Below are 24,113 nucleotides of genomic sequence, written 5' to 3'. Positions count from 1 at the left end.
GCTCAAGCGGACTCGCTGCGGCGGGTCTGCGCACTGGCGTTCGCGGAACGGGCCAGAACCTCGGTCAATTTGTTCGCGCCGGCGACGACGGTCGCCGCGTGCAGCCGACCCGGCTGCCGCGAGACGCGCTCGATCGGTCCCGAGATCGACACGGCCGCGATGACCCGGCCGCTGGGGGAGCGCACCGGCGCGGATACCGACGCGACGCCGGCCTCGCGCTCGCCGACGCTCTGCGCCCAGCCGCGACGGCGAACGCCGGATAGCATCGTCGCGGTGAATTTGGCGCCGTGCAGGCCGCGGTGCAACCGGTCGGGCTCCTCCCAGGCGAGCAGCACCTGCGCGGCGGAACCGGCCTGCATCGACAGCGTCGCGCCGACCGGGATGGAGTCGCGCAGGCCCATCGGTCGGTCGGCTGCGGCGACACAGATGCGCTGATCACCCTGGCGACGGAAGAGCTGGGCGCTCTCGTTCGTGTGGTCCCGAAGGGCGCCGAGCACCGGGCCGGCGGCCGCAAGCAGTCGGTCCTCGCCTGCGGCAGAGGCGAGTTCGGCCAGGCGCGGGCCGAGGACGAAGCGGCCTTGCAGGTCGCGCGCCACCAGGCGGTGGTGTTCGAGGGCGACCGCCAGGCGGTGGGCGGTCGGACGGGCCAAGCCGGTGTGCGCGACCAGTTGGGCAAGGGTGGAAGGTCCGGCCTCGAGTGCGGAAAGCACGATGGCGGCCTTGTCCAGGACGCCGACGCCGCTAGAATTGTCCATGCCTTGATATTGCCGTCTCAGTGGGCGAGACGCAACTTCACCGGCCGAATGGGCGAGAGAACCTCGTCACAACAGTATTGCCGACAGGAGAGAAATCATGGGACGCACCCTGGCGGAGAAGGTCTGGGACGAGCACGTCGTCCGACGCGCGGAGGGCGAGCCGGACCTGCTCTACATCGACCTGCACCTGCTGCACGAGGTCACCAGCCCGCAGGCCTTCGACGGTCTGCGGCTCGCCGGCCGCGGTGTCCGTCGCCTCGACCTGACGGTGGCCACCGAGGACCACAACGTCCCGACCACTCCCGGCCCGATCGTGGACCCGGTGAGCCTGACCCAGGTGCAGACCCTGCGCAAGAACTGCGAGGAGTTCGGTGTCCGGTTGTTCCCGATGGGGGACAAGGAGCAGGGCATCGTGCACATCATCGGCCCGCAGCTGGGGCTGACCCAGCCGGGGATGACGATCGTGTGCGGCGACAGCCACACCTCGACGCACGGTGCGTTCGGTGCGCTGGCCTTCGGTATCGGCACCAGCGAGGTCGAGCACGTCCTGGCCACCCAGACGCTGCCGCTGAAACCGTTCCGCACCATGGCGATCAACGTCGAGGGCACCGTGCCCGACGGGGTCACCGCCAAAGACATCATCCTGGCCGTGATCGCCAAGATCGGCACCGGCGGCGGCCAGGGCTACGTGCTGGAATACCGCGGCTCGGCGATCCGGGAGTTGTCGATGGAAGCGCGGATGACGATCTGCAACATGTCGATCGAGGCGGGTGCCCGCGCCGGCATGATCGCACCCGACGACACGACCTTCGAATATCTCAAGGGCCGCGAATATGCACCGGCCGGCGCCGACTGGGACGCCGCCGTCGCAGCGTGGCGCGAACTGGCCACCGACGAGGACGCGGTCTTCGACGCCCAGGTCGATCTGGTCGCGGACGACCTGACCCCCTTCGTCACCTGGGGCACCAACCCCGGCCAGGGGCTGCCCCTGGGTGAATCCGTGCCGTTCCCCGATGAGTTCGGTGATGAGAATGCACGTACGGCGGCCGAGCGGGCCATCGAGTACATGGGCCTGACGCCGGGGACCCCTCTGCGCGACATCGCCGTCGACACGGTGTTCCTCGGCTCGTGCACCAACGGCCGTATCGAGGATCTGCGCGCGGCCGCCCAGATCATCAAGGGACACAAGGTTGCCGACGGTGTGCGGATGCTCGTGGTCCCCGGCTCGGCGCGAGTGCGTCTGCAGGCGGAGGCCGAGGGGCTGGACGAGGTCTTCACGGCGGCCGGTGCGGAGTGGCGGCTGGCCGGTTGCTCGATGTGCCTGGGGATGAACCCCGACCAGCTGACGCCGGGCGAGCGCAGCGCTTCGACCTCCAACCGCAACTTCGAGGGCCGTCAGGGGAAGGGCGGTCGCACCCACCTGGTCAGCCCGCTGGTGGCCGCCGCGACGGCGATCCGCGGCCGCCTTTCGGCACCGTCGGATCTGGCTGCCGATCAACCGGATCCGGCCCGCCCCGTTCCGGCCGGCGCCCGCTGAGATAGGAGATCGAGATGGAAGCTTTCACCACGCATACCGGCGTCGGAGTGCCGCTGCGTCGCAGCAATGTCGACACCGACCAGATCATCCCGGCGGTTTACCTCAAGCGGGTGACCCGTACCGGTTTCGAAGACGGCCTGTTCGCGGCCTGGCGAGGCGACGACGAATTCGTGCTGAACCAGCCTGCGTTCCGCGACGGTTCGGTGCTGGTCGCCGGCCCGGACTTCGGCACCGGGTCGTCGCGCGAGCACGCGGTGTGGGCGCTGATGGACTACGGCTTCCGCGTCGTGCTGTCCTCACGGTTCGCGGACATCTTCCGGGGCAACTCGGGCAAGGCAGGTCTGCTGACCGGCCAGATGCGCCAGGAGGACATCGAGTTGCTGTGGAAGTTGCTCGACAACGAACCCGGGCTGCAGGTGACAGTCGACCTGCGCGAACGGACCGTCACCGCAGGCGAGTATGTCTTCGCATTCGAGGTCGACGACTACATCCGGTGGCGCCTTTTGGAGGGTTTGGACGACATCAGCCTCACGCTGCGCCACGAGGACGAAATCGAGGCGTTCGAAGCGTCCCGGCCGTCCTGGAAACCTGCGGTCGAGCCCGTGTCCTGATTCCTTCTACATCCGAATTCCATTGTGCTGAAAAGCAATTGGATTCGGGCGTAGCGAAGACTCTGAGGTACTGAGAAGCCGGCAAACGGCTCGCGAAAGGGTTCTCCGAAGCGGTATCAGCCCCCCAAAGATGTTGTGCGACAGTCAGATTCCTGGCGCGTCGGGTTGCAGTAGCGCCATTTTCCGGAATACCGTCGGTGTGTCAGAGCCGACCTCGGCCTGGCGAAGTTGTCACCGGATCGGCGAGGTGCCGCATCCACAGAATTAAAGGGGCATCATCGTGAACAAGGCTGAACTCGTCGACGCGCTGGAATCGCGCCTCGGCAGCAAGAAGGCTGCCAGCGATGCCGTCGAAGCCGTTTTCGACGTCATCGTGCGTGAGGTTTCCAAGGGTACGAAGGTCGGGATCACCGGTTTCGGCACCTTCGAGAAGGTCTCTCGCGCAGCACGTACCGGCCGCAACCCGAAGACCGGTCAGGCGGTTCGTATCCGCAAGACCACCGTGCCGAAGTTCAAGCCGGGCACCTCGTTCAAGACCGTGGTCGCCGACCCGCGCAAATTGCCCAAGACCGGCAACGCCAGCGGTCGGCAGAGCACCGCCACCGCGGCCCCGGCCAAGACGGCCGCCAAGAAGGCGACCACCGCCAAGAAGACGACCGCGGCGAAGAAGACCACCGCTGCCAAGAAGGCCACTCCGGCCAAGACCACCACCGCCAAGAAGACGACCGCGAAGTCGACCCCGGCCAAGACGACCGCGGCGAAGAAGACCACCGCGGCCAAGAAGGCCACTCCGGCCAAGACCACCACGGCCAAGAAGACGACTGCGAAGTCGACCCCGGCCAAGACGACCGCGGCGAAGAAGACCACCGCTGCCAAGAAGGCCACTCCGGCCAAGAAGACCACGGCGAAGAAGACCACCGCCAGGCGCTGATCGATCGGCGCATCGAGGAAGCCCGGAACACCCACTGCGGTGTTCCGGGCTTCGTCGTGGCTCAGGGGTTTCAGCGGATGGTTTGCCCCGGCCCGATACCGGACAGCCACAAACGGTTGACGCCATCGGGACCCACTTCGATATTGAGCCGTTGACCCACGCGCAGGAGGCGCAGCGAGGAGGCCTGGAACACCTCGGCGCTGAAGGGCAGGATGCGTCCGTTGTCGGTCAGCACCGAGCCGCGACCGTCGAGGGCGTCGTATTCGTGCACCGTGGCTTGCATCAGCCCAACTGTTCCACGTCGAGGTCCGCGTTGTGCAGCACAGCAGCCGTGTGGCGGCCCAGGCCCATGGCCACCGCCTGTCGCAGCGCCTCGAGATCATCGACGTCCGTGCGAAGTCGGGGTAGGTCCAGATCCAGGCGCCGTGCGGTCTGCCCGTGCCGCAGCGCCGACCCGTGCCCGAACCGCGGCGCCACCCGGCCCGCCTCCTGGTGGGTGAGCAGCACGGTGCCCATCCCGGATCGGTCGGGTACGACGGCCGATTCGACGGCCGCGCACGCCGCCAGCGCCAAGCGCAGGTCGCCGGGTGTCAGCGCGGGAAGGTCACCGAGCAGGATCCCGACCGGTGCGTCGGAGTCGTTGTCCCGCGCCACCTGGACTCCCGCTTCGACGGCGGGGTTCAGGCCCCGGCCCGGGTCGTCGACCACGTGTGCGCCGCCGATCCGCAGTTGGGCGCGGATCCGGTCATCGGAGGTCACGACGAACAAGCGGTCGGCGGATATCACCTCGGCGATCGCGGTCAGGGTGTCCCTGGCGAAGGCGAGCGCCAAGTCACTGCGGGATACCCCGCTCGGAGGCACCAGTCGGGACTTTGCGGCGTGCCGGGACTTGACCGGCACCACAAGTTGCCACGTGGAGAGGCGCTGGGCTCGCACAGGCATGATGGTGTCATGCACGGGCCAACGCCGTAGCATCCACCCCGTGGAAGGACACCGATGACCAAGGCCGCCGTGCTGGGCAGTGGGAGTTGGGGCACCGCCTTTGCCGCCATCATGGCGGACGCGGGAACCGATGTTTCCCTGTGGTGCCGACGCTTCGAGGTTGCCGAGGAGATTGCAGCGACCCGGCGCAACAGCGCCTACCTACCGGACCTGATGCTGCCGGACCTGGTCGACGCGACCAATGACGTGCAGGAGGCGTTGGCCGGAGCGGAGATCGTCGTCGTCGCCATCCCCGCCCAGGAAGTGCGTACGGCGCTGGCCCAGTGGTTGCCGTTCATCGAGGAGGGCGCGCTGCTGGTGTCCCTGATGAAGGGCATCGAGCAGGACACCGGTCTGCGGATGTCCCAGGTGATCGGTGAAGTCACCGGCGTCGAGGAGTCGCGTCTGGTGGTCATTTCCGGGCCGAACCTGGCCAAGGAGATCGCGGCCCGGCAACCGGCGGCCGCGGTGGTCGCCTCCACCAGCCCGCGCTCCCGGGCGAGGGTCGCGGAGGCGTGCGCCGCGCCGTACTTCCGCCCGTATCTCGGGGCGGACGTCATCGGTATCGAGATCGCGGGGGCCACCAAGAACGTGATCGGGATCGCCGTGGGAATGGCCGCGGGGATGGGTATGGGCGAGAACACCGTCGCCAGCCTGCTGACCCGGGGCTTGGCCGAAACCGTCCGCCTCGGAGTGGCGCTCGGCGCCGATTCGCAGACCTTCCTGGGCCTCGCCGGCGTCGGCGACCTAGTCGCGACCTGCACCAGTCCGCTCTCGCGAAACCGCAGTTTCGGCTTCGAACTAGGTCGGGGACGCTCGGTGCAGGACGTCCTGGCGACCAGTCATTCGACCGTGGAGGGCGTGAAGTCCTGCCGCTCGATCCTGCAGTTGGCGCGGGAGGCGGACGTCGACGTACCCATCGTCGAGAACATCGTCTCGGTGCTCTACGAGGACCGCGAGCCGCGTGAGGTGCTGGGGGCGTTCATGAGTCGCACCCGCAAGCACGAGATCTGATCAGGCCGGGTCTGCCCCCGGCTCGAGCGCCTGCACCAGATCGGCCCACAGGTCCTCGACGTGCTCGATCCCTACGGCGAGCCGCACCAGATCCTCCGGCACCGTGTCCACTTCGAGTGCGTGCCGACGTCGTCGCTCCAGCAGTGATTCGACGCCGCCGAGGCTGGTCGCGTTGGTCCACACGGCCACCCGTTGCTCCAATGTCAACGCCGCAGGCAGTCCGCCGGTCAGTTCGATGGAGAGCATCGCGCCGACGCCGGGGTAGCGCACCCGGCTGACCGCGGGGTGGTCGCCCAGTCGCCGGGCAAGGGTCGCCGCGCTGTGCGCGCCGCGTTCCATCCGCACGGCCAGCGTGCGCATGCCGCGCAGTGCCAGCCAGGTCTCCATCGGGCCGGGCACGGCGCCGTGCAACGTACGCCGGGCCAGGAGTTTGCCGTGCAGGTCCGGATCCGCGGTGACGGTGGCCCCCATCACGACATCGGAGTGTCCGGCCAGGAACTTCGTCACCGAGTGCACGACCACATCGGCGCCCATCGACAGCGGTCGCTGCAGGATCGGGGTCATGAACGTGTTGTCGCACACGGTGATGACGTTCGCGCTCCGGGCGGCCTCGCACAGGACGGGCAGATCGGCGATCTCCATCATCGGGTTGCTGGGCGATTCCAGCCACAGGACGGCCGCGCCCGGCAGTGCGTCGAGGACCGCAGGGGTGTCGTCGACCGGCACCCGGAGGACGGTGCAGCGTCCGTCCGCCGCCAGCTGCTCGAGCAGGCCGCCGGTGCCGCTGTAGACGTGCCGTCCGGCGACGATGGTGCCGCCGGGCGGGCAGAGCGACATCGCGGCGGCGATGGCGCCCATACCGCTGCTGAACGTCAGCGCGGTGCCGCCCTCCAGGGCGCCGAGCACCTCTTCGAAGGAACTCCAGGTGGGGTTCCCGGAGCGGGCGTAGTCCGGATCGCCGCCCGCGACGTACGTCGAGGTGAAGGTGACCGGGGTGCTCAAGGAAGCGCCGGGCGCCTTGTCCGGCCGCCCGCCGGCCACGAGGACGGTCTCGGGTCGCAGATCATCGGGGTGCTGTGGCATGCCGCCAGGATCCCAGACCGCGCACCGGTTACGCTCGGCGCGATGAATGCAAAGCGCACCGTAGCGATCATCTTCGGCGGCCGGTCCTCCGAGCACGCAGTCTCGTGCTCGACCGCGGCCAGTGTCTTGCGAGCTATCGATCGGGACCGATACGACGTCGTGCCGATCGGGATCACCCCGTCGGGTCAGTGGGTGCGAATGGCCGACGACCCGGCACCGTTGGTGCTCACCACGTCGCAGGTGCCGCAGGTCGACGGCTCGGAGCAGGTGCTGCTTCCGATCGCGCCGTCCGGCGATGCGCGGGCCGAGGTCGTCGTCCGGGACGCCACTGGGTTGCCGGCCGAACTCGCCAGCGTCGACGTCGTCTTCCCGCTGCTGCACGGCCCGTTCGGTGAGGACGGCACGGTCCAGGGCATGCTGGAGCTGGTCGACGTGCGCTACGTCGGATCGGGCGTTGCAGCCTCCGCGGTGATGATGGACAAAGCCCTGATGAAGGTGGTCTTCTCCGCCGCCGGGCTGCCGGTAGGCCCCTACGTCGTGATCACCGACAAGGAGTGGCGCAGGGATCCCGAAGCCAGTCTCGATGCGGTGTCGGCGCTGGAGTACCCGGTCTTCGTCAAACCCGCCCGGGCCGGCTCCAGCCAGGGTGTGGTCAAGGTGGACGCGCCGGAGGACCTGCGCGCCGCGATCGAGATCGCTCGTGAGCACGACCCGAAAGTCCTTGTCGAGCAGGGCATCGTCGGCCGGGAGGTCGAGTGCGGAGTTCTGGAGGGGCGTGGTGCTGACCCGGCGCGGGCCTCTCAGATCGGTGAGATCGAGGTCGTCGGCGGACAGCACGAGTTCTACGACTTCGAGGCCAAGTACCTCGGTGACGACGCCCGGTTGATCTGCCCGGCGGACCTGCCACCGCACATTACCGAGCAGCTGCGCGAACTGTCGGTCAAGGCGTTCGACACCGCCGGTTGCGAGGGCCTGGCCCGGGTCGACTGGTTCTACACCCCGCACGGCGACCTGTATCTCAACGAGATCAACACGTTGCCCGGATTCACCCCGACCTCGATGTATCCCCGGGTCTGGCAGGAGTCCGGGATCGACTACACCGCGTTGATCACGGAGTTGATCGAGTTGGCGGCTCAGCGCAAGACCGGCTTGCGCTGAGTCCGGTTCAGCTGCAGCGATGCGAATTCTGCGGGATCTGCGTCGCGGCCTGGTCGAAGGCCGACAGTACGAGCGGTTCGGGGAGTACGCCGAGGGCACCAGCACCTCGATCGCCGGCACCCTGCCGTAGGTCACGAAGCGTTTGCCGTCGGACAGTGAACTCATCACCCAATCGACGTCGTCGGCCTCGATGCAATCGGTCGACGGACCCGGCGCGGCGACCCCGCATCGCGCGATGATCGCCGGATCACCCCACGCGGCAACCGTTTTCGTCACGTCAGCGGACTGACCGTTGCCGACGTCGATGCTGACCCGGTCCTTGCCACCCACCGTGCCCGGCCACTGCGCGGCCACCTTGGCGCACAACGGATTCGCGGCGTTCTCCGCCGGGGCGGCGCTCGGGGTGTCCGAGCCGCACCCGGCCAGCACCGCCAGGGCGGCCAGGGCGGCCGAAAGGCCTCGGGTCAGCGCACGACACTGCACGTCAGTGTCCGGGTGATCCCCGGTACCTGCTGGATCTGGGTGATGACCCCGGCGCCGAGGTTCTCCACCGAAGGGGCCTCGACCTTGGCGATCAGGTCGTAGGGGCCGATGACTTCTTCGGCGGACAGGACCCCGGGCAGCTCGCGAAGGGCTGAGGTCACTGAGGTCGCCTTCCCCACATCGGTCTGGATCAAGATGTAGGCCTGCATGGGCTGAACGCTACTCTGCCGAGTGGTTGCTGGCGCCGCCGGCGTCGCACATCGGGAGAGGACACATGGCCGAGGATGAAGGTCCGCTGCGGGGCCACACCGAGGCGCAGATCCTGTCGGTCATCGAGCACGGACTGTCCCTCGCCGGTGGCTCGTCAAGCGAGGTGTTGACGGGCCCGGGCGACGACACGGCGTGGTTGCGGGTCCGCTCCGGGGCAGTGCTGGTGACCACGGATGCCATGGTGCTCGGCCGGGACTGGCGGGACGACTGGTCCTCTCCACGGCAGGTCGGGCGAAAGTGCGTGGCGCAGAACGCTGCTGACATCGAGGCGATGGGTGGGACCGCCACCGGCCTCGTGGTCACGCTCGTCGCCGACCCGGCCACTCCGCTGGCGTGGGTGCGTGAACTGGCGATCGGGCTCGGGCAGGAGGCGGCGCGCGCCGGGACACTGATCGTCGGCGGTGACCTGTCGTCGGCCGGCCCAGGGGTGTGCGTCATCAGCGCGACGGCCCTCGGTGAGTTACCGGACGGCGCCGTGCCCGTGCTGCGCAGCGGTGCACGGCCGGGGGACGCGCTCGCCGTGTCCGGGCCGCTCGGCCGGGCGGCTGCGGGGCTATTGCTGCTGCAGGAGAACCGGGCCGCGGACGATCCGGATCTGGTTGGTTACCAACAAAGCCCGCGTCCGGCGTACGGCGATGGGCGGCGCGCGCTTGAAGCGGGGGCGAGCGCGATGCTGGACGTGAGTGACGGTCTGTTGCTCGACGCGGAGCGGATCGCCAACGCCAGTGGTGTGCGGATCGACGTACGCACAGCGGCGTTGGCCGCGGACGTCGCGGCGTTGACCGCGGTCGGCGACCGCGCAACGGATTGCGTTCTGCGCGGGGGTGAGGAGCACGTGCTGCTGGCCACCTTCGCCGGTAAGGACGTGCCGTCCGGCTGGCGGGTGATCGGCGCGGTGACCCCGGGTGCCGGCGTCTCGGTGGACGGTCTTGACACGCAGGGCGGTGGCTGGGAGCACTTTACGGCTCAACAGGAGTAGCTTCTGAATGTTCGATTGGACTGCAATGCAAAGGGGCTGAGCGTGATCGCGGACGCGTCGTCATCACTGCAACTGAACGCGGGGTTCATCGATTACCTGCTAATCGCGCTGTATTTCGTCTTCGTCCTGGGCATCGGTCTCATGGCGCGGCGGCAGGTCTCCAGTTCGATCGACTTCTTCCTGTCGGGTCGTTCGCTGCCGGCGTGGATCACCGGGCTGGCGTTCATCTCCGCCAACCTCGGCGCGGTCGAGATCATGGGCATGTCGGCCAACGGCGCCCAGATCGGCATGCCGACGATGCATTACTACTGGATCGGTGCGGTCCCGGCCATGCTGTTCCTCGCCGTGGTCATGATGCCGTTCTATTACGGCTCCGGTGTGCGCAGCGTGCCGGAGTTCATGAACCGGCGGTTCGGTTCGACGGCGCACTTGGTGAATGCCATCAGTTTCGCGGTCGCGCAGGTATTGATCGCGGGCGTGAACCTCTTCCTGCTGGCGACCATCGTGCACACCCTGCTCGGCTGGGACCTCACCGTCTCCACCATCGTGGCGGCGGTGATCGTGCTGGCCTACATCACCCTCGGCGGTCTGTCGGCGGCGATCTACAACGAGGTGCTGCAGTTCTTCGTCATCGTCGCGGCGTTGCTGCCCCTGACCCTGATCGCGCTGCACAAGGTCGGCGGCTGGTCCGGTCTGACCGACAAGATGACCGCGGCGGGCACGAAGGGCGAACTCGCCTCGTGGCCGGGCGAATCACTGACCGGCTTCACCAGTGCGTTCTGGTCGGTCATCGGCATCGTCTTCGGTCTGGGCTTCGTGCTGTCCTTCGGTTACTGGACGACCAACTTCGTCGAGGTCCAACGGGCGATGGCCAGCAAGGACATGAACTCGGCCCGGATGGCTCCGGTCATCGGGTCGTTCCCGAAGATGTTCATCCCGTTCATCATCATCATTCCCGGCATCATCGCCGGTGTACTCGTGCCGGAGCTGTCCGGGCTGAAGGCCGGGAAGGATACGGGCGGTTCGTACAACGATGCGCTGCTGTACCTGATGCGTGACCTGTTGCCCAACGGCCTTCTCGGCGTTGCTATTGCGGGCATGCTGGCCGCGTTCATGGCCGGTATGGCGGCGAACATCTCCGCGTTCAACACCGTGTGGTCCTACGACATCTGGCAGACCTACATCAAGAAGGACCGGCCGGACAGCTATTACCTCAAGGTCGGTCGCTGGGCGACCCTGGCCGCGACGGTTATCGCGGTCCTGACGTCGTTGTTCGCCCGCAACTACAGCAACGTCATGGACTACCTGCAGACGTTGTTCGGCTTCTTCAACGCCCCGCTGTTCGCGACGTTCATCCTCGGTATGTTCTGGAAGCGGATGACGCCGACCGCCGGTTGGGTGGGCCTGGTCTCCGGCACCGTGGCCGCGATCGTTGTGGCGATCCTGTCCAAGGATGCGCTGGGCCCGTTGTCGACCGGGGTCCTCAACCTCACGGGTCAGGGCGCGAGCTTCGTCGCTGCCGGGGCGGCGTTCGTCGTGGACATCCTGGTCAGCATCGTGGTCACGATGTTCACCAAGCCCAAACCGGATTCCGAACTGCGCGGGCTGGTCTACAGCCTGACGCCCAAGGAGGATTTCGGCGACCAATCCGTGGCGCACTGGTGGCAGTCGCCGACCAAGATGGCCGGGTTGTCCCTGATCCTGGTCATCATCTTGAACATCATCTTCCGCTGAGAGGTTTGCGATCATGAGTGACACTGACGCCCCGGCGACCACCGGCCGCAAGACATCTGCCGGTCTGTTCGACGTGCGCAACATCATCGGCGCTCTGTTGACGATCTACGGAGTCGTGCTGGTCGGGATGGGCCTGTTCAACTACACCGCAGACGACAAGTCCAAGACCGGCGGCTTCAACATCAACCTGTGGTCGGGATTGATCGTGCTGATCTGCGGGCTGCTGATGATCGCGTGGGCGGTGACGCGGCCGATCCTGGTCCCCGTTGAAGAGGGCACGAACGAAGACGCGTAGCGCAGGTTGTGGGCGAGCGCTTGGTTGCGCTCAGGCTCACGGGGCAGCGATCAGCTCGCCGCTGGGCACCATGAACCAACCGTCAGGGTGGTCAGCCCATTCGCGCCATCCGTCGGCGATGCGCTCCAGATCGGCGCGGTCCGCCCACTCCAGCGCAGTCGCCTGATCGGCGATGGCTGAGTCGGTGATGCGCTCAGCCCACAAACCGCCCCACCAGCGACGGTCGGTCGGTGTGGCGTAGGTCCAGTTGGTCGAACTGGCCTGCAGGATCTGCAGATCCGCGGCCCGGGCCCAGGAGAGCAACCGTCGTCCGGCGTCGGGTTCGGCCCCGTTGTGTCGTGCGAGCCGCCGGTAGAGATCGAGCCACTCGTCCAGTGCCGGGATCAGCGGCCACCAGGTGAACGCCGCATAGTCGGCGTCGCGTACGGCGATGACGCCGCCGGGCCGGGTCACCCGGCCCATCTCCCGCAGGGCGCTCACCGGATCGACGAGATGTTGCAGGACCTGGTGGGCGTGCGTCACGTCGTACGTGCGGCTGGGCAGGTCGAGGTCATGGACGTCACCCACGACGTACGTCGCGTCGATGCCCTGGGCGTCCAACTCGGCTTTGGTCAGGGCGATGGCCTCATCGGTGGCTTCCAGGGCCGTCAGCGGCCCGGGTGCGACGATCCGGGCGAGGTCGGCGGTGATGGTTCCCGGGCCTGAGCCGATGTCCAGCAGGGACTGGCCCGCGTGCAGGCGGCCCAGCAGGTATCCGGCGGAGTTCTCGGCGGTGCGGGAGCGATGGGATCGCAGCACGCTCTCGGCATGCCCGTGGGTGTAGGTAGCCATACCGTCGATCACATCACTTGGTCTCGCATTGCGGACGATGGGGTCATATGGCGGACGCGTGCCCGCCCGCGGGTGAACAGGGCTCCGAGTGTGGCGGTTTCGTCACGAATCGGGGTGGTGATGGCTGGGGAGGCCGCGAAGTGTGGTGGTTTCGTCACGAATCGGGGTGGTGGGTCGCCCGCGCGACCGCGGCGACTGAAGCAATACGCCTGGACAACGACGAACGGCCGGCTCCCTGTTACGGGAGCCGGCCGTTCGTCGTACGGGAAGAGGTCAGCGAGTGACCTTACCCGCCTTGATGCACGAGGTGCACACGTTCAGTCGCTTCGGCGTCGCACCATTCTCACCCACACGGGCGCGGATGCGCTGGATGTTGGGGTTCCAACGGCGCTTGGTGCGGCGGTGCGAGTGCGAGATGGAGTGACCGAAGCCCGGACCCTTGCCGCAGACGTCGCAAGTGGCAGCCACAGTTATCTCCTACGAATAGTTGGTCGGTGTGCGGGATGATCCCGCGGCAGTCGCAACCGACGTGGTCGCGAGCAACCCTGAAATGGTAGCCGAGGCAGCACCGGACGACCAAAACGCGTCCGGCAGGCCGGTAGGTGTCGGGGCCGCGCACTATTGTGCGGGACGGGGTTGACGAGGTAGCGAAGGGGTAGTCGATGGCGCGAGCGGAGCCGCTGCGTTCTCTCGACGCCGCCGCGCTGCGCCGTTGGGCGGTCATCGCCCGCGCCGGTCTTGGCGCCGCGGCGAGCACCATCGACGCACTGAACGTCTTCCCGGTGCCGGACGCCGATACGGGCACCAATCTGCTGCTCACCTTCGAGCAAGCCCTGTTGGCTGAGCGATTCGCGGTGCCCCCGGATGCCGGGATCGCCGAACTCACCGATGCCTTCGCGCGTGCGGCAGTCCTGTCCGCGCGCGGCAACTCAGGGGTGATCCTCAGTCAGCTCGCCCGTGGAGTGGCCGCGGGGGCCGCCGACGATCACACGGCCTGGGGACCCGCCGAGGTCTCGGATGCGTTGCGATCGGCGGCCGACCACGCCCACCGCGCCGTCGCCGACCCACAGAAGGGCACGATCCTCACCGTCGCCGACGCAGCTGCAGACGCGGCACACCGAGCGGCAAGCGGCACGCTGAGCGATGTCGTCACCGCAGCTGTCCAGGGGGCGCGAGCAGCCCTGGAGCATTCGCCGCAGGAGTTGCCCGCGCTGCAGCACGCGGGCGTCGTCGACGCAGGCGGGGCTGGCTTCCTGGTACTGCTCGAGGCCCTGCTGGCGGTCGTTGAGGGCCGCACCGGGTTTGCGGCGCTGCACGACGACTGGTCGCCGGCCGGGAACGTCTCGGTGGCGGGAGCCTGCGACCTGCCGACGGACGGCGGCGGCCCCGGCTACGAGGTGATGCTGGTCCTGGAGGACAGCACCGCCGACTCCGTCACCGCGCTCGAGGCCGACCTGGTGGCTCTCGGTGACTCGGTCGTGATCGCCGGGGACGATTCCTTGCGCTCGGTACACGTGCACACCGACCACGTCGCAGCCGCGCTCGAACGCGCTGCCCGGGCCGGTACCACCGGATATCCCGAGGTGACCCGGTTCGCCGACCAGCTGCGCGGGAGTGTGTCGCGAGATCCGTTGTTGTTGATCACCGAGTCACCCGCCCTGGCCGCGCTTGCTGCTGCACTGGGCGCCCAGGCCCTCGAACACCAGCACTTCGACCCGACCGTCACCGAGGTCGTGGATGCCCTGCGAGCACAGGGAGGCGGCGTTGTGCTCGCCTCGACCGCCGGCGGGCTGGCCGCCGCTCGGGCGGCAGGGGCTCTGACCGATGAATGTTTCGTGGTGCCTGCGACCAGTCCGGTGACCGCGGCCCTGGCGCTGCAGGCCTGGGCCGATTTCCCGCCCGGGACCCCCGGGGCCGAGGCGGGCCGGGAGTGTGCGGAGCTGATCGCGGGCACCCAGGTGGTCGACCTGCGCATCGGTGGCGATGATCTGGCGGCCCGGACCCGGAGTGCGCTTGCACAGCTGGTCACCGACGACACCGAGATCGTGACGATCGTGCGCGGCGCCGACGCGGACTGGCGGGTGCTCGAGGAGGCGCTGGCCGACGTACGCCGATCGCGTCCGCACGTGCTGACCGAGCTGCTGCTCGGTGGCAGCGCCGGGATTGCTGCATCGGTGGGGGCGGAGTGAGGTCGGCATGGTGACCGGTTGGGACACCAGACTGGCCAACACCTTGGGGCGTTCGGCAGGCAAACTCACCAAGAGCGAGAAGCTGGTCACCTCCCGGGATCTGCTGGACTTCCTGCCCCGGCGCTACCTCGACGTCAACAAGGCGGGGAAACTGTCGGAGTTCGAGGTCGGCGAACAGGTAGTACTGGTCGCGACGGTGATCAGCGGCAACTCCCGGCGGATGCGCAACCAGCCCAACCGGTTGATGTACCAAGCGGTGATCGAGGACGCGGAAGGTCAACGTGCCGGGCTGGTCTTCTTCAACGCCCGCGGGCACGACAAGGCGCTGACACCGGGCACGACCGCGGTGTTCTACGGCAAGTTGGACAGTTATCAGGGCGGCCTGCAGATCTCCCACCCGTCCTACTCCCGCGGCGATCTGGACGCACCCGATCTGTACCCGGGGCAGCTGATGCCGGTCTACTCGCATATCCCCAACGTCACGGACGCGGGAATCACCAGGGCCGTCGTCATGGTGCTGGAGGCCCTACGTGCGGACCGGGTTCCGGACCCGGTGCCCCAGGAGCTGCTCGACCGGCACAACCTGTTGGGTCAGCTCGACGCCTACGAGTCGCTGCACCTGCCGATCGACCACGCGCACGCGGCGCGCGGCCGCAGGCGGCTGCGCTACGACGAGGCACTGATCGTGCAGGTCGCGCTGGCGCAGCGGCGCGCCCGGTACGACGACCTGCGGACCACTGCCCGCCGTCCCCTTCCCGCCGGGCTGCTCGAGCGCTTCGATCAGCGGTTGCCGTTCGAACTGACCCAAGGCCAGCAGGAAGTTTCAGCGACGATCTTGTCGGAACTGAGTCGCGAGCGCCCGATGCACCGGTTGCTGCAGGGTGAGGTCGGCTCGGGCAAGACGCTCGTCGCGCTGCGGGCGATGTTGGCGATGGTCGACGCCGGGGCGCAGGCCGCGCTGCTGGCACCCACGGAAGTGCTTGCGCAACAACACGTCCGGTCCATCGAGGCGATGCTCGGCGACCTCGCCCAGGGCGGGACGCTGGGCGCCGCCGAACATGCCACCCGGGTGGCCCTGTTGACCGGGAGCATGACCAAAGCTCAGAAGCAGAAGGTGCTGCTGGACATCGTGACCGGTGACGTCGGCATCGTCGTCGGCACGCATGCCCTCATCCAGGACCAGGTCGAGTTCGCCGACCTCGGGTTGGTGGTCGTCGACGAGCAGCACCGCTTCGGGGTGGAGCAGCGAGATGCGCTGCGGATGAAGGGGATTGCGCCGCCGCACGTTCTGGTCATGACCGCGACGCCGATCCCGCGCACCGTCGCGATGACCGTCTTCGGTGACATGGACACCAGCGAGTTGCGGGAGTTGCCCCCGGGACGGCCGCCGATCACCAGTCATCTCGTCCCCGCGGCCAAGCCGGGCTGGTTGCAGCGCACCTGGCACCGCGTGGCCGAAGAGGTCGCCGCCGGCCATCAGGCCTACGTCGTGTGTCCGCGGATCGGTGAGGACGACCAGGTCTGCGATGAGGAGACGCCGGACTGGGCGCTGGAGGCCGATGCTCCGAGGAGACCGGGCGCCCGATCCACGGGGTGGTCGAGACCCTCGCGACGCTGCGCCGGGAGCCGGCGCTGGCCGGCCTACGGATCGAGATGATGCACGGCCGGATGAGCGCCGCGGACAAGGACGCCGTGATGGCGGCGTTCAGTGCGGGTGACATCGACGTCCTGGTCTCCACCACGGTGATCGAGGTCGGGGTCGACGTCCCGAACGCCACCGTCATGGTGATCCTCGACGCGGATCGTTTCGGCATCTCCCAGTTGCACCAGTTGCGCGGGCGGGTGGGCCGGGGCAGTGGGGGAGGCCTCGCGCTGCTCGTGACCGACTCCCACAACGAGGACACACTCGACCGGCTGGCCAAGGTGGCCGAGAACACCGACGGGTTCGCCCTGGCCGACCTCGATCTGGAGTTGCGCCGCGAGGGCGATGTGCTGGGTGCCGACCAGTCCGGCCGGGGCACCCACCTGCGACTGCTGCGGCTGACGAACAAGAAGGACGTCGAGCTGATCGAGTTGGCCCGGCAGGACGCGGCCGACCTGATCGCGCAGGACCCGACTCTGCAGCGGCACCCCGAACTCGCCGCCCTGATCGCCGGTCAGGTCGACGAAGAGCGCGCCGCGTTCCTGGAGCGTGGCTGATGACCCGCATCATCGCCGGCACGGCGGGCGGTCGTCGCCTCCAGACTCCGCCCGGATCGGGCACCCGACCCACCAGCGACCGGGTCCGCGAAGCGCTGTTCGCCCGGCTCGAGCACCTGGGCGCCCTCGACGGCGCCGCCGTCGACCTCTACGCCGGATCCGGGGCCCTCGGCCTCGAAGCCGCCTCGCGCGGTGCGGCACCGGTGCTGCTGGTCGAGTCCGACCGGCGGGCCGCGGCGGTGATCAAGTCCAATGTCGCCGCATTGGGGCTGACGGACGTGAGCGTCCGGGCGGCCACGGTCGAGCGCACGCTGGCCGGTGACGCGCCGTACGTCGCGCAGCTGGTCCTGATCGACCCGCCCTATGCGGTGACGGAGGCGGCGCTCGCCGGCGTTCTGGATGCCCTGACCGGCGGCTGGCTGTCCCAGGACGCGGTCGTCGTCGTCGAGCGGTCCAGTCGCTCTCCGCAACCCACCTGGCCGCCCGGGCTGACCCCCGAGGACGAGCGCAAGTACGGCGAGACAACCCTCTGGTTCGCCCGGGCAACACCGCTAGGGTCGGCCCTGTGAACGATCTGCTGCCCGGTGATCCGCGCCGCTGCGTCTGCCCCGGCTCCTACGACCCCATCACCATGGGCCACCTGGATGTCATCACCCGGGCCGCCTCCATCTTCGAGGAGGTGATCGTCGCGGTGCTGTTCAACCCGGCCAAGGAGGGCACGTTCACGCCCGACGAGCGGGTCGCGCTGATCAGTGAGTCCACGGGGCACCTGCCCAACGTGCGGGCGGAGGCGTTCGAGCCGCAGCTGGTCGTCGACGTGTGCCGCAGCGTCGATGCAGGGGTGCTGCTCAAGGGGCTGCGCGGGGTGACCGACTTCGAGTACGAATGGCCGATGGCGCTGATGAATGCCGAGATGGCCGGCGTCGAGACCCTCTTCATGCCCGGCGACCCGGCCATGCAGCACTACTCCAGTTCGCTGATCCGGCTGATCGCCGGTCACGGGGCCGACGTATCGGCCATGGTGCCCTCACCGGTCCTGCGACCGCTCATCGATCGCCTCACCCGCTGAGTTTGGGGATTGCCGGTCCCCACCGGTAAAGTTGATCTTCGGTTTGTGTCGGCTTCAACGCCGTCCGGCCGCGCCGAAACCGCTCTACTTCCTCGGACCTGTGATGCCCTTCGAACCGCAACGTCCCCTGGTGCTCGACACCCGGGAACTCGCGCGACGACCCGGTCAGATGGTGACCGAGCAAGTGAGCGTTCCGGCACCGGATGCCCTGGGCAACGCCGTGATCGAGGTGCCCGCAGGTGAGCCAATGCGGCTGGACCTGCGCCTCGAGTCGGTGCTCGAAGGGGTTCTGGTGTCCAGTTCGGTGCAGGCCGAGGCCGTGGGTTCGTGTGTGCGGTGCCTGGATGACGTGACGTACGACGTCGATGTCACGTTCCAGGAGCTGTTCGCCTACCCCGACCGGGCCGCGCACCACCACGAGGTGGCGCCGGTGGACGACGAGGAGGAGATCTACGAGCTCGATGGCGATCTCGCGGATCTCGAACCGATGCTGCGCGACGCGATAGTGCCTGCACTGCCGTTGCAACCGATGTGCCGGGAAGACTGTTTGGGTCTGTGCTCCGAATGCGGGGCACATCTGAACGACGATCCGGACCATCACCATGAAGTGTTAGACCCCAGATGGGCGGCGTTGAGCCAATTGGCCAGCACGCCCGACGATGAGAAGAGGAACTGACGTGGCTGTCCCCAAGCGGAAGATGTCGCGCTCCAACACCCGCTCGCGCCGAGCCAACTGGAAAGCCAGTGCCACCCCGGTGCAGGCGTGCCCGGTGTGCAGCTCGCCGAAGCAGGGCCACCAGGCCTGCCCGAGCTGCGGCGCCTACAACGGCCGCCAGTACTCGGCTGCGGTGCGCAGCGAACACCAGGACTGACACGCCCGACCTGGGCGTGAGCACCAAACGAGCGCGGCGGGACCTGACCGCCCGGCCGGTCGAGGAACTCGCCGGCACTCTGTACGAGCTCAGCGGTACGTCGATCGACGTACCGCTGCTGCTACGTGCCGTCACGCACCGCTCCTACGCCTACGAGAAGGGCCAGGGCAACGCGGTGCTGCCGCACAACGAGCGCCAGGAGCTGCTCGGCGACTCGGTCCTGGGCCTGGTTGTCACCGACGAGCTGTACCGACGCCATCCGGACCTGACCGAGGGCCAACTGACGCCGATCAAGGCTTCGATCGTCAACGCCCGCGCCTGCGCGCAGGTCGCCCGCAGCATCGGCCTGGGCGCCTACGTCCTGCTCGGTAAGGGCGAGTTGGGCAGCGGCGGCCGGGACAAGGACTCGATCCTGGCCGACGCCATGGAGGCCGTCATCGGCACCGTCTACCTGTGCGGCGGCCTGCCCGCGGCGCAACGGTTCATCCTGGCCACCTTCGGCGACCTCTTCGAGGGCTCCCTCGAGCTCGGTCCGGGTCTGGACTGGAAGACCTCGCTGCAGGAGTTGTGTGTCGCCTTCGACGTGCCCGCGCCGCGCTACGTCGTCGCCGAAGCCGGACCGGACCACGACAAGATCTTCACCGCAACCGTGCTCGTCGGCGATCAGGCCTTCGGCTCCGGCGTCGGGCGCAACAAGAAGACCGCCGAGCAAAGGGTCGCCGAGATCGCCTGGCGGGAGATGTCCCAGCGACCGCTGCCCGACGTGCCGGATGCCTGAACTGCCCGAGGTCGAGGTGGTACGCCGTGGCGTGGCCGACCACGTGGTGGGCCAGCGATTCACGCGGGCGCACGTGAGCGGCGTACGTACGGCGCGTCGACACCTGGCCGGCGCAGCTGACCTGTCCGCCCGGCTCACCGGGCGATCAGTCAGCTCGGCCCAGCGACGCGGCAAATATCTATGGCTGACCCTCGATGACGGCGACGAAGCACTGGTCGTGCACCTGGGGATGAGCGGTCAGCTGCTGGTGGAGACGCCGGACGCCCCGCTGGAGAAGCACGCGCACGCAGTGTTCGACCTGTCCGATGGGCGCCAGTTGCGGTTCGTCGACCAGCGCACGTTCGGCGGATTGCAACTGACCCCCGTGGTGACCTCCTCGGTGGACGGACGGGCGGTTCCGGAGCCGGTCGGCCACATTGCCGCCGACCCGTTGGAGCCGGCGTTCGATCAGCCCGCGACCGTCCGGGCGATCCGCCGGCGGCGCACCCAGATCAAACGAGCGCTGCTCGACCAGTCTTTGGTGTCCGGCATCGGCAACATCTACGCCGACGAGGCATTGTGGTCGGCCCGCCTGAACGGCCTGCGCCCGACCGACCGGTTGCCGGCGGCGAAAGTGTCCGAGGTGCTCGATGCCGCGACCGGAGTCATGCACGCCGCGCTGGCGCAGGGGGAACCAGTTTCGATGCGCTCTACGTCAACGTGAACGGCGCCAGCGGCTACTTCGACCGGTCGTTGCACGCCTACGGGCAGCAGGGCCGGCCGTGCACCCGGTGCGGGACGCTGATGGTGCGGGAGGAGTTCATGAACCGCTCGTCGCACTTCTGCCCGAAATGCCAGCCTCGGCCGCGCTCGGTCCGTCCAGCGCACCGCACTAGAGTCACTTCGTGACATCCGCTCCCGCTGTCCTGCACCCGCTCGCCCTGCCCGCACCACAGGAGGCACGCACCTGGTTGCTCCAGCGCTGCGAGGACAGCCTCGCTGACGCGACCACGACCGTCACCGAGCTCAAGGCGCTGGACCACCCGTCGGCCGCGCAGGTGGTCGATGCGTGGAACGAGATCCAGATCGCGCTGGGTAACGCGTCAGCCGCGGCGTCGGTGCATTCCGAGGTCCACCCCGACGCGGCAGTCCGCGAGGCCGGCGACGACGCGATGCGTCGCATCGACGCGTTCTCCACGGATCTGGGGTTGGACCGCGAACTGTCCGACATCGTGAGTGCCGTTTCCGAGGAGGGGCTGGACTATGACGCCGCGCGATTGCTGGCCCGGATCCTCCGCGACTTCCACCGCTCCGGCGTCGACCGGGATGACGCCACCCGCGCTCGGCTGAAGGAACTGGCCGAGCTGGAACTGGCCGCCAGCCAGGAGTTCAGCCGCAACATCCGGGACGGTGTGCGCACGATCCGCGTCCGCCCGGAGGATCTGGCCGGCATGCCCGACGACTGGCTGGGCGACCACCCGGCCGACGACCAGGGCCTGGTGACGGTGACGACCGATTACCCGGACTCCGTGCCGTTGATGACCTTCTGTTCGCGCCGCGCGACGCGTGAGGCGATGACCCTGGAGCGGCTGAACGTCGCCTGGCCCGTCAACGACGAGGTGCTGCTCCGGCTGATCGCGCTGCGCCAGGAGCGAGCGACGCTGTTGGGCTACCCGACCTGGGCCGACTTCGATGCCGAGGTCAAGATGATCAAGACGGGTACGGCGATCCGCGAGTTGGTCGACAAGATCGCCGCCGCTGCGCAGGAGCGCGCGCTGCGGGACAAGGGCGTCGTGCTGCGCCGGCTGCAGGACGACGTACCCGAGGCCACGGATATCACCTCGGTCGACCTGGCTTACTACGGCGAGCTGGTCCGCAAGGAAACCTACGACGTCGACGCCCAGCTGGTGCGCACCTACTTCGACTTCGCGACCGTCCGCCAGGGCCTGCTCGACGTCACGGGGAGGTTGTTCGGTCTGTCCTGGGTCGCCGTACCCGATGCGACGGTCTGGCATCCGGACGTCACGGCGTACGACGTCGAACGCGACGGCGAACGGATCGGGCGCATCTATCTGGATCTGCACCCCCGGGAGGGCAAGTTCAAACACGCCGCGCAGTTCGACCTGGTCAGCGGCGTCTCCGGTCGGCAGTTGCCCGAGGGAGTGCTGGTCTGCAACTTCACCCGGGGGCTGATGGAGCACGACGAGGTGGTGACCCTCTTCCACGAGTTCGGTCACCTGATCCACCACGTCGTCGGCGGCGACCAGCGCTACGCCCGCTTCTCCGGGGTCGCGACGGAGTGGGACTTCGTCGAGGCTCCGAGCCAGATGCTGGAGGAATGGGCCTGGGACGGGGCCGTTCTCGCCTCATTCGCCAAGAACGCTGCCGGGGAACCGATTCCGGCGGCACTCGTCGAGCGGATGAAGAAGGGCGAGGACTTCGGGAAGGGCTATCGCGCGCGCACCCAGATGTTCTACGCCGGCTTGTCGCACGCGCTCTACACAGCCCCGCAGACGGATGTGACCGCGACGCTGCGCGAGCAGCAGGAGCGCTATTCGGTGTTCCCGTACATCCCCGACACGCATTTCCATTGCGCGTTCGGGCATTTGGACGGGTACAGCTCCGGCTACTACACCTACATGTGGTCCTTGGTGATCGCCAAGGACATGTTCAGCGCCTTCGACCCGGCCGACCTGTTCAACCCTCAGGTCGCCGGTCGGTATCGCGACACGGTGCTTGCGCCCGGTGGTTCGCGCGACGCTGCTGACCTGGTGGCCGACTTCCTGGGTCGGCCGTACTCCTTCGACTCCTACGCGGATTGGTTGGCCCGATGATCGAACTCAAGTCGCCCGCCCAGATCGAGCAGATGAAGCCGGCGGGACGTTTCGTCGCCTCGGTCATCACTGCCCTGGGCGAGGCAGCCGGCGTCGGAGTGAACCTGCTGGAGTTGGATGCCCTGGCGCACGACATGATCCGGGAGGCCGGAGCGGAGTCGTGTTACATCGACTACCACCCCAGTTTCGGCGCCATGCCCTTCGGGAAGGTCTTGTGCACGAGCGTGAACGACGCTGTGCTGCATGGGCTTCCGCACTCCTACCGGTTGCGCGACGGAGACCTGCTGTCGGTCGACTTCGCGGCGTCGATCGACGGCTGGGTTGCCGACTCGGCACTGTCGGTCGTCGTCGGCACCGCTCGTCCGGAAGATCTGAAGATCATCGACACCACCCAGCGTGCCTTGGCGGCAGGTATCGAAGCGGCCCAGGCCGGGAACCGGTTGGGCGACGTTTCCGCGGCCATCGCCGAGGTGAGCCGCGCCGCGGGATACCGGATCAACACCCAGTTCGGCGGCCATGGGGTGGGCCGCACGATGCACGGCGATCCGCACGTGCCCAACGACGGCAAGGCGGGGCGCGGTCTGAAACTCCAACCCGGACTGGTGATCGCGGTCGAGCCGTGGCTGATGGAGGGCACCGACCAGATCTACACCGACAAGGACGGCTGGACGTTGCGCAGCAGGGACGGCTCACGTGGTGCCCACAGTGAGCACACCATTGCGGTGACGCCCGACGGTCCGTTGATCCTGACGGCCCGCGACTGATGGCTACCCCCTTCGACCTGGCGGCGACCGACGAATTGCTGGCGACGACCCGCGCGGTCCGCAAGCGGCTCGACCTCGAGCGGCCCGTCGAACTGGAGGTCTTGCTCGAGTGCATCGACCTGGCGCAGCAGGCACCGACCGGCGGCAACCAGCAGGGGTGGCGTTTCGTGGTCGTCACCGACGCTGCCCAGCGACAGCTGATCGCCGACACATACCGGCGGGTGTCGCAGTCCTACTTCGCGTCGCGTGCGGCCACGCCGGGCGATGACCAGACCAGCAGAGTGCGCTCCAGCTCGGACTACCTGCGCGACAATCTCGAACGAGTCCCGGCGATGGTGATCCCGTGCCAGCAGGGCCGCCCGGAGTCCTTGCCGCTGGCCGCCATGGCGTCCTACTTCGGCTCGATCGTCCCGGCCACCTGGTCGATGATGCTGGCGTTGCGGGCTCGGGGGCTGGGGTCGGTCTACACCACGCTGCACCTGGTGGACGACGGCGAGCAGGTCGTCGCGCAGGCTCTGGGAATTCCGGGCGGCTGGACCCAGACCGCGCTCATTCCAGTGGCCTACACCATCGGCACCGACTTCAAACCGGCCAAACGACCGCCGGTGAGCGAGATTGTCGGCGTCAACGGCTGGTAGATCGGTCAATACCGGGACTTTCGACCCGGTGTGGTGGCCCAGGGTTGGTGGGCGGCTGCAATACCGGGACTTTCGACCCGGGGTGGTGGCCCAGGGTCGGTGGGCGGCTGCAATACCGGGACTTTCGAC

26 protein-coding genes and 2 pseudogenes are annotated in these 24,113 nt (G+C 68.1%); 20 read left to right on the top strand and 8 right to left on the bottom strand.

Features of this window, described 5'->3' with window-relative positions; translation table 11 throughout:
- Nucleotides 1–2: 2 nt before the first annotated feature.
- Nucleotides 3–755: an IclR family transcriptional regulator gene (locus tag ACFQBT_RS12810; protein WP_377823197.1), complete on the bottom strand. Its 753-nt coding sequence runs from the start codon at nt 753–755 to the stop codon at nt 3–5.
- 97 nt (nt 756–852) lie between these two features.
- Here ACFQBT_RS12810 and leuC point away from each other — a divergent pair, with 97 nt between their 5' ends.
- From leuC to ACFQBT_RS12795, 3 genes are all read left to right on the top strand, one after another.
- Complete coding sequence (gene leuC, locus ACFQBT_RS12805) at nt 853–2,292, top strand: 3-isopropylmalate dehydratase large subunit (protein ID WP_377823196.1); 1,440 nt, start codon at nt 853–855, stop codon at nt 2,290–2,292.
- 14 nt (nt 2,293–2,306) lie between these two features.
- Nucleotides 2,307–2,903, top strand: a complete 597-nt coding sequence (gene leuD / locus ACFQBT_RS12800; protein WP_377823194.1) for a 3-isopropylmalate dehydratase small subunit — start codon at nt 2,307–2,309, stop codon at nt 2,901–2,903.
- Between the two features lie 280 nt (nt 2,904–3,183).
- Nucleotides 3,184–3,834, top strand: coding sequence for an HU family DNA-binding protein (locus ACFQBT_RS12795; protein ID WP_377823192.1), 651 nt, complete (start codon nt 3,184–3,186; stop codon nt 3,832–3,834).
- Nucleotides 3,835–3,904: 70 nt separating this feature from the next.
- Here the strand turns inward: ACFQBT_RS12795 and ACFQBT_RS12790 are convergent, their stop codons facing one another.
- Nucleotides 3,905–4,117, bottom strand: a complete 213-nt coding sequence (locus tag ACFQBT_RS12790) for a hypothetical protein (RefSeq protein WP_377823191.1) — start codon at nt 4,115–4,117, stop codon at nt 3,905–3,907.
- Nucleotides 4,117–4,770, bottom strand: coding sequence for a 2-phospho-L-lactate guanylyltransferase (gene cofC, locus ACFQBT_RS12785; RefSeq protein ID WP_377823189.1), 654 nt, complete (start codon nt 4,768–4,770; stop codon nt 4,117–4,119). The genes ACFQBT_RS12790 and cofC overlap by 1 nt, the downstream gene beginning before the upstream one ends.
- Nucleotides 4,771–4,830: 60 nt before the next feature.
- Here cofC and ACFQBT_RS12780 point away from each other — a divergent pair, with 60 nt between their 5' ends.
- Nucleotides 4,831–5,829 (top strand): NAD(P)H-dependent glycerol-3-phosphate dehydrogenase, encoded by a 999-nt coding sequence (locus ACFQBT_RS12780; protein ID WP_377823187.1) that lies wholly within the window; start codon nt 4,831–4,833, stop codon nt 5,827–5,829.
- Here the strand turns inward: ACFQBT_RS12780 and ACFQBT_RS12775 are convergent, their stop codons facing one another.
- Nucleotides 5,830–6,912, bottom strand: coding sequence for a trans-sulfuration enzyme family protein (locus tag ACFQBT_RS12775; protein WP_377825480.1), 1,083 nt, complete (start codon nt 6,910–6,912; stop codon nt 5,830–5,832).
- Nucleotides 6,913–6,954: 42 nt separating this feature from the next.
- Here ACFQBT_RS12775 and ACFQBT_RS12770 point away from each other — a divergent pair, with 42 nt between their 5' ends.
- Nucleotides 6,955–8,070, top strand: a complete 1,116-nt coding sequence (locus tag ACFQBT_RS12770; protein WP_377825478.1) for a D-alanine--D-alanine ligase family protein — start codon at nt 6,955–6,957, stop codon at nt 8,068–8,070.
- Between the two features lie 141 nt (nt 8,071–8,211).
- Here the strand turns inward: ACFQBT_RS12770 and ACFQBT_RS12765 are convergent.
- Both ACFQBT_RS12765 and ACFQBT_RS12760 read right to left on the bottom strand, forming a co-directional pair.
- A pseudogene (locus ACFQBT_RS12765) lies at nt 8,212–8,424 on the bottom strand (hypothetical protein); the annotation flags it as partial.
- Nucleotides 8,425–8,534: 110 nt separating this feature from the next.
- Complete coding sequence (locus ACFQBT_RS12760) at nt 8,535–8,762, bottom strand: Lrp/AsnC family transcriptional regulator (RefSeq protein WP_377823186.1); 228 nt, start codon at nt 8,760–8,762, stop codon at nt 8,535–8,537.
- A 65-nt stretch (nt 8,763–8,827) separates the two neighbouring features.
- Between ACFQBT_RS12760 and thiL the strand changes: the two genes are divergently transcribed.
- From thiL to ACFQBT_RS12745, 3 genes are read left to right on the top strand one after another with little or no spacing between them, the layout of a single operon-like run.
- Nucleotides 8,828–9,802, top strand: a complete 975-nt coding sequence (thiL, locus tag ACFQBT_RS12755) for a thiamine-phosphate kinase (RefSeq protein WP_377823184.1) — start codon at nt 8,828–8,830, stop codon at nt 9,800–9,802.
- Between the two features lie 42 nt (nt 9,803–9,844).
- Entirely contained in the window at nt 9,845–11,536 is a 1,692-nt protein-coding gene (locus ACFQBT_RS12750; protein ID WP_377823183.1) for a sodium:solute symporter family protein, read from the top strand.
- Nucleotides 11,537–11,549: 13 nt separating this feature from the next.
- Nucleotides 11,550–11,831 carry a hypothetical protein gene (locus tag ACFQBT_RS12745; protein ID WP_377823181.1) on the top strand — a complete coding sequence of 94 codons (282 nt, stop codon included), beginning with the start codon at nt 11,550–11,552 and terminating at the stop codon, nt 11,829–11,831.
- A 36-nt stretch (nt 11,832–11,867) separates the two neighbouring features.
- Here ACFQBT_RS12745 and ACFQBT_RS12740 read toward each other — a convergent pair whose 3' ends face one another.
- A complete protein-coding gene (locus tag ACFQBT_RS12740) occupies nt 11,868–12,662 on the bottom strand; it encodes a class I SAM-dependent methyltransferase (RefSeq protein ID WP_377823179.1) in 795 nt (264 codons plus the stop codon).
- Nucleotides 12,663–12,935: 273 nt separating this feature from the next.
- A complete protein-coding gene (rpmB, locus tag ACFQBT_RS12735) occupies nt 12,936–13,130 on the bottom strand; it encodes a 50S ribosomal protein L28 (protein ID WP_109685549.1) in 195 nt (64 codons plus the stop codon).
- 194 nt (nt 13,131–13,324) lie between these two features.
- On the opposite strand from rpmB, the gene ACFQBT_RS12730 reads away from it, so the two are divergent.
- The 12 genes and pseudogenes from ACFQBT_RS12730 (at nt 13,325) to ACFQBT_RS12675 (ending at nt 23,984) form a co-directional block, all read left to right on the top strand.
- Nucleotides 13,325–14,851 (top strand): DAK2 domain-containing protein, encoded by a 1,527-nt coding sequence (locus ACFQBT_RS12730; protein WP_377823176.1) that lies wholly within the window; start codon nt 13,325–13,327, stop codon nt 14,849–14,851.
- Between the two features lie 7 nt (nt 14,852–14,858).
- Nucleotides 14,859–16,508, top strand: coding sequence for an ATP-dependent DNA helicase RecG (locus ACFQBT_RS12725; RefSeq protein WP_377823174.1), 1,650 nt, complete (start codon nt 14,859–14,861; stop codon nt 16,506–16,508).
- Nucleotides 16,445–17,050: a helicase-related protein gene (locus ACFQBT_RS12720; protein WP_377823172.1), complete on the top strand. Its 606-nt coding sequence runs from the start codon at nt 16,445–16,447 to the stop codon at nt 17,048–17,050. The genes ACFQBT_RS12725 and ACFQBT_RS12720 overlap by 64 nt, the downstream gene beginning before the upstream one ends.
- On the top strand, nt 17,050–17,619 hold the full coding sequence (rsmD, locus tag ACFQBT_RS12715; protein ID WP_377823170.1) for a 16S rRNA (guanine(966)-N(2))-methyltransferase RsmD: 570 nt from the start codon (nt 17,050–17,052) through the stop codon (nt 17,617–17,619). The genes ACFQBT_RS12720 and rsmD overlap by 1 nt, the downstream gene beginning before the upstream one ends.
- Nucleotides 17,616–18,119 (top strand): pantetheine-phosphate adenylyltransferase, encoded by a 504-nt coding sequence (coaD, locus tag ACFQBT_RS12710; RefSeq protein WP_377823168.1) that lies wholly within the window; start codon nt 17,616–17,618, stop codon nt 18,117–18,119. The genes rsmD and coaD overlap by 4 nt, the downstream gene beginning before the upstream one ends.
- A gap of 103 nt (nt 18,120–18,222) precedes the next feature.
- Nucleotides 18,223–18,795: a YceD family protein gene (locus ACFQBT_RS12705; RefSeq protein ID WP_377823166.1), complete on the top strand. Its 573-nt coding sequence runs from the start codon at nt 18,223–18,225 to the stop codon at nt 18,793–18,795.
- 1 nt (nt 18,796) lies between these two features.
- Nucleotides 18,797–18,991: a 50S ribosomal protein L32 gene (rpmF, locus tag ACFQBT_RS12700; protein WP_377823165.1), complete on the top strand. Its 195-nt coding sequence runs from the start codon at nt 18,797–18,799 to the stop codon at nt 18,989–18,991.
- Nucleotides 18,992–19,007: 16 nt separating this feature from the next.
- Nucleotides 19,008–19,769, top strand: coding sequence for a ribonuclease III (rnc, locus tag ACFQBT_RS12695; protein WP_377823163.1), 762 nt, complete (start codon nt 19,008–19,010; stop codon nt 19,767–19,769).
- Nucleotides 19,762–20,657: pseudogene (mutM, locus tag ACFQBT_RS12690) on the top strand (bifunctional DNA-formamidopyrimidine glycosylase/DNA-(apurinic or apyrimidinic site) lyase). The gene rnc and the pseudogene mutM overlap by 8 nt, the downstream one beginning before the upstream one ends.
- A complete protein-coding gene (locus tag ACFQBT_RS12685; protein ID WP_377823161.1) occupies nt 20,654–22,582 on the top strand; it encodes a M3 family metallopeptidase in 1,929 nt (642 codons plus the stop codon). The pseudogene mutM and the gene ACFQBT_RS12685 overlap by 4 nt, the downstream one beginning before the upstream one ends.
- Complete coding sequence (map, locus tag ACFQBT_RS12680) at nt 22,579–23,346, top strand: type I methionyl aminopeptidase (RefSeq protein WP_377823160.1); 768 nt, start codon at nt 22,579–22,581, stop codon at nt 23,344–23,346. Before ACFQBT_RS12685 ends, map begins: the two co-directional genes overlap by 4 nt.
- Nucleotides 23,346–23,984: a nitroreductase family protein gene (locus tag ACFQBT_RS12675; RefSeq protein WP_377823158.1), complete on the top strand. Its 639-nt coding sequence runs from the start codon at nt 23,346–23,348 to the stop codon at nt 23,982–23,984. Before map ends, ACFQBT_RS12675 begins: the two co-directional genes overlap by 1 nt.
- Nucleotides 23,985–24,113: the final 129 nt, after the last annotated feature.

Source organism: Branchiibius cervicis (assembly GCF_042661605.1).
Lineage (GTDB): Bacteria > Actinomycetota > Actinomycetes > Actinomycetales > Dermatophilaceae > Branchiibius > Branchiibius cervicis.
Note: the sequence above shows the minus strand (reverse complement) of the source record. Positions and strands in the feature narration are given on the sequence as shown.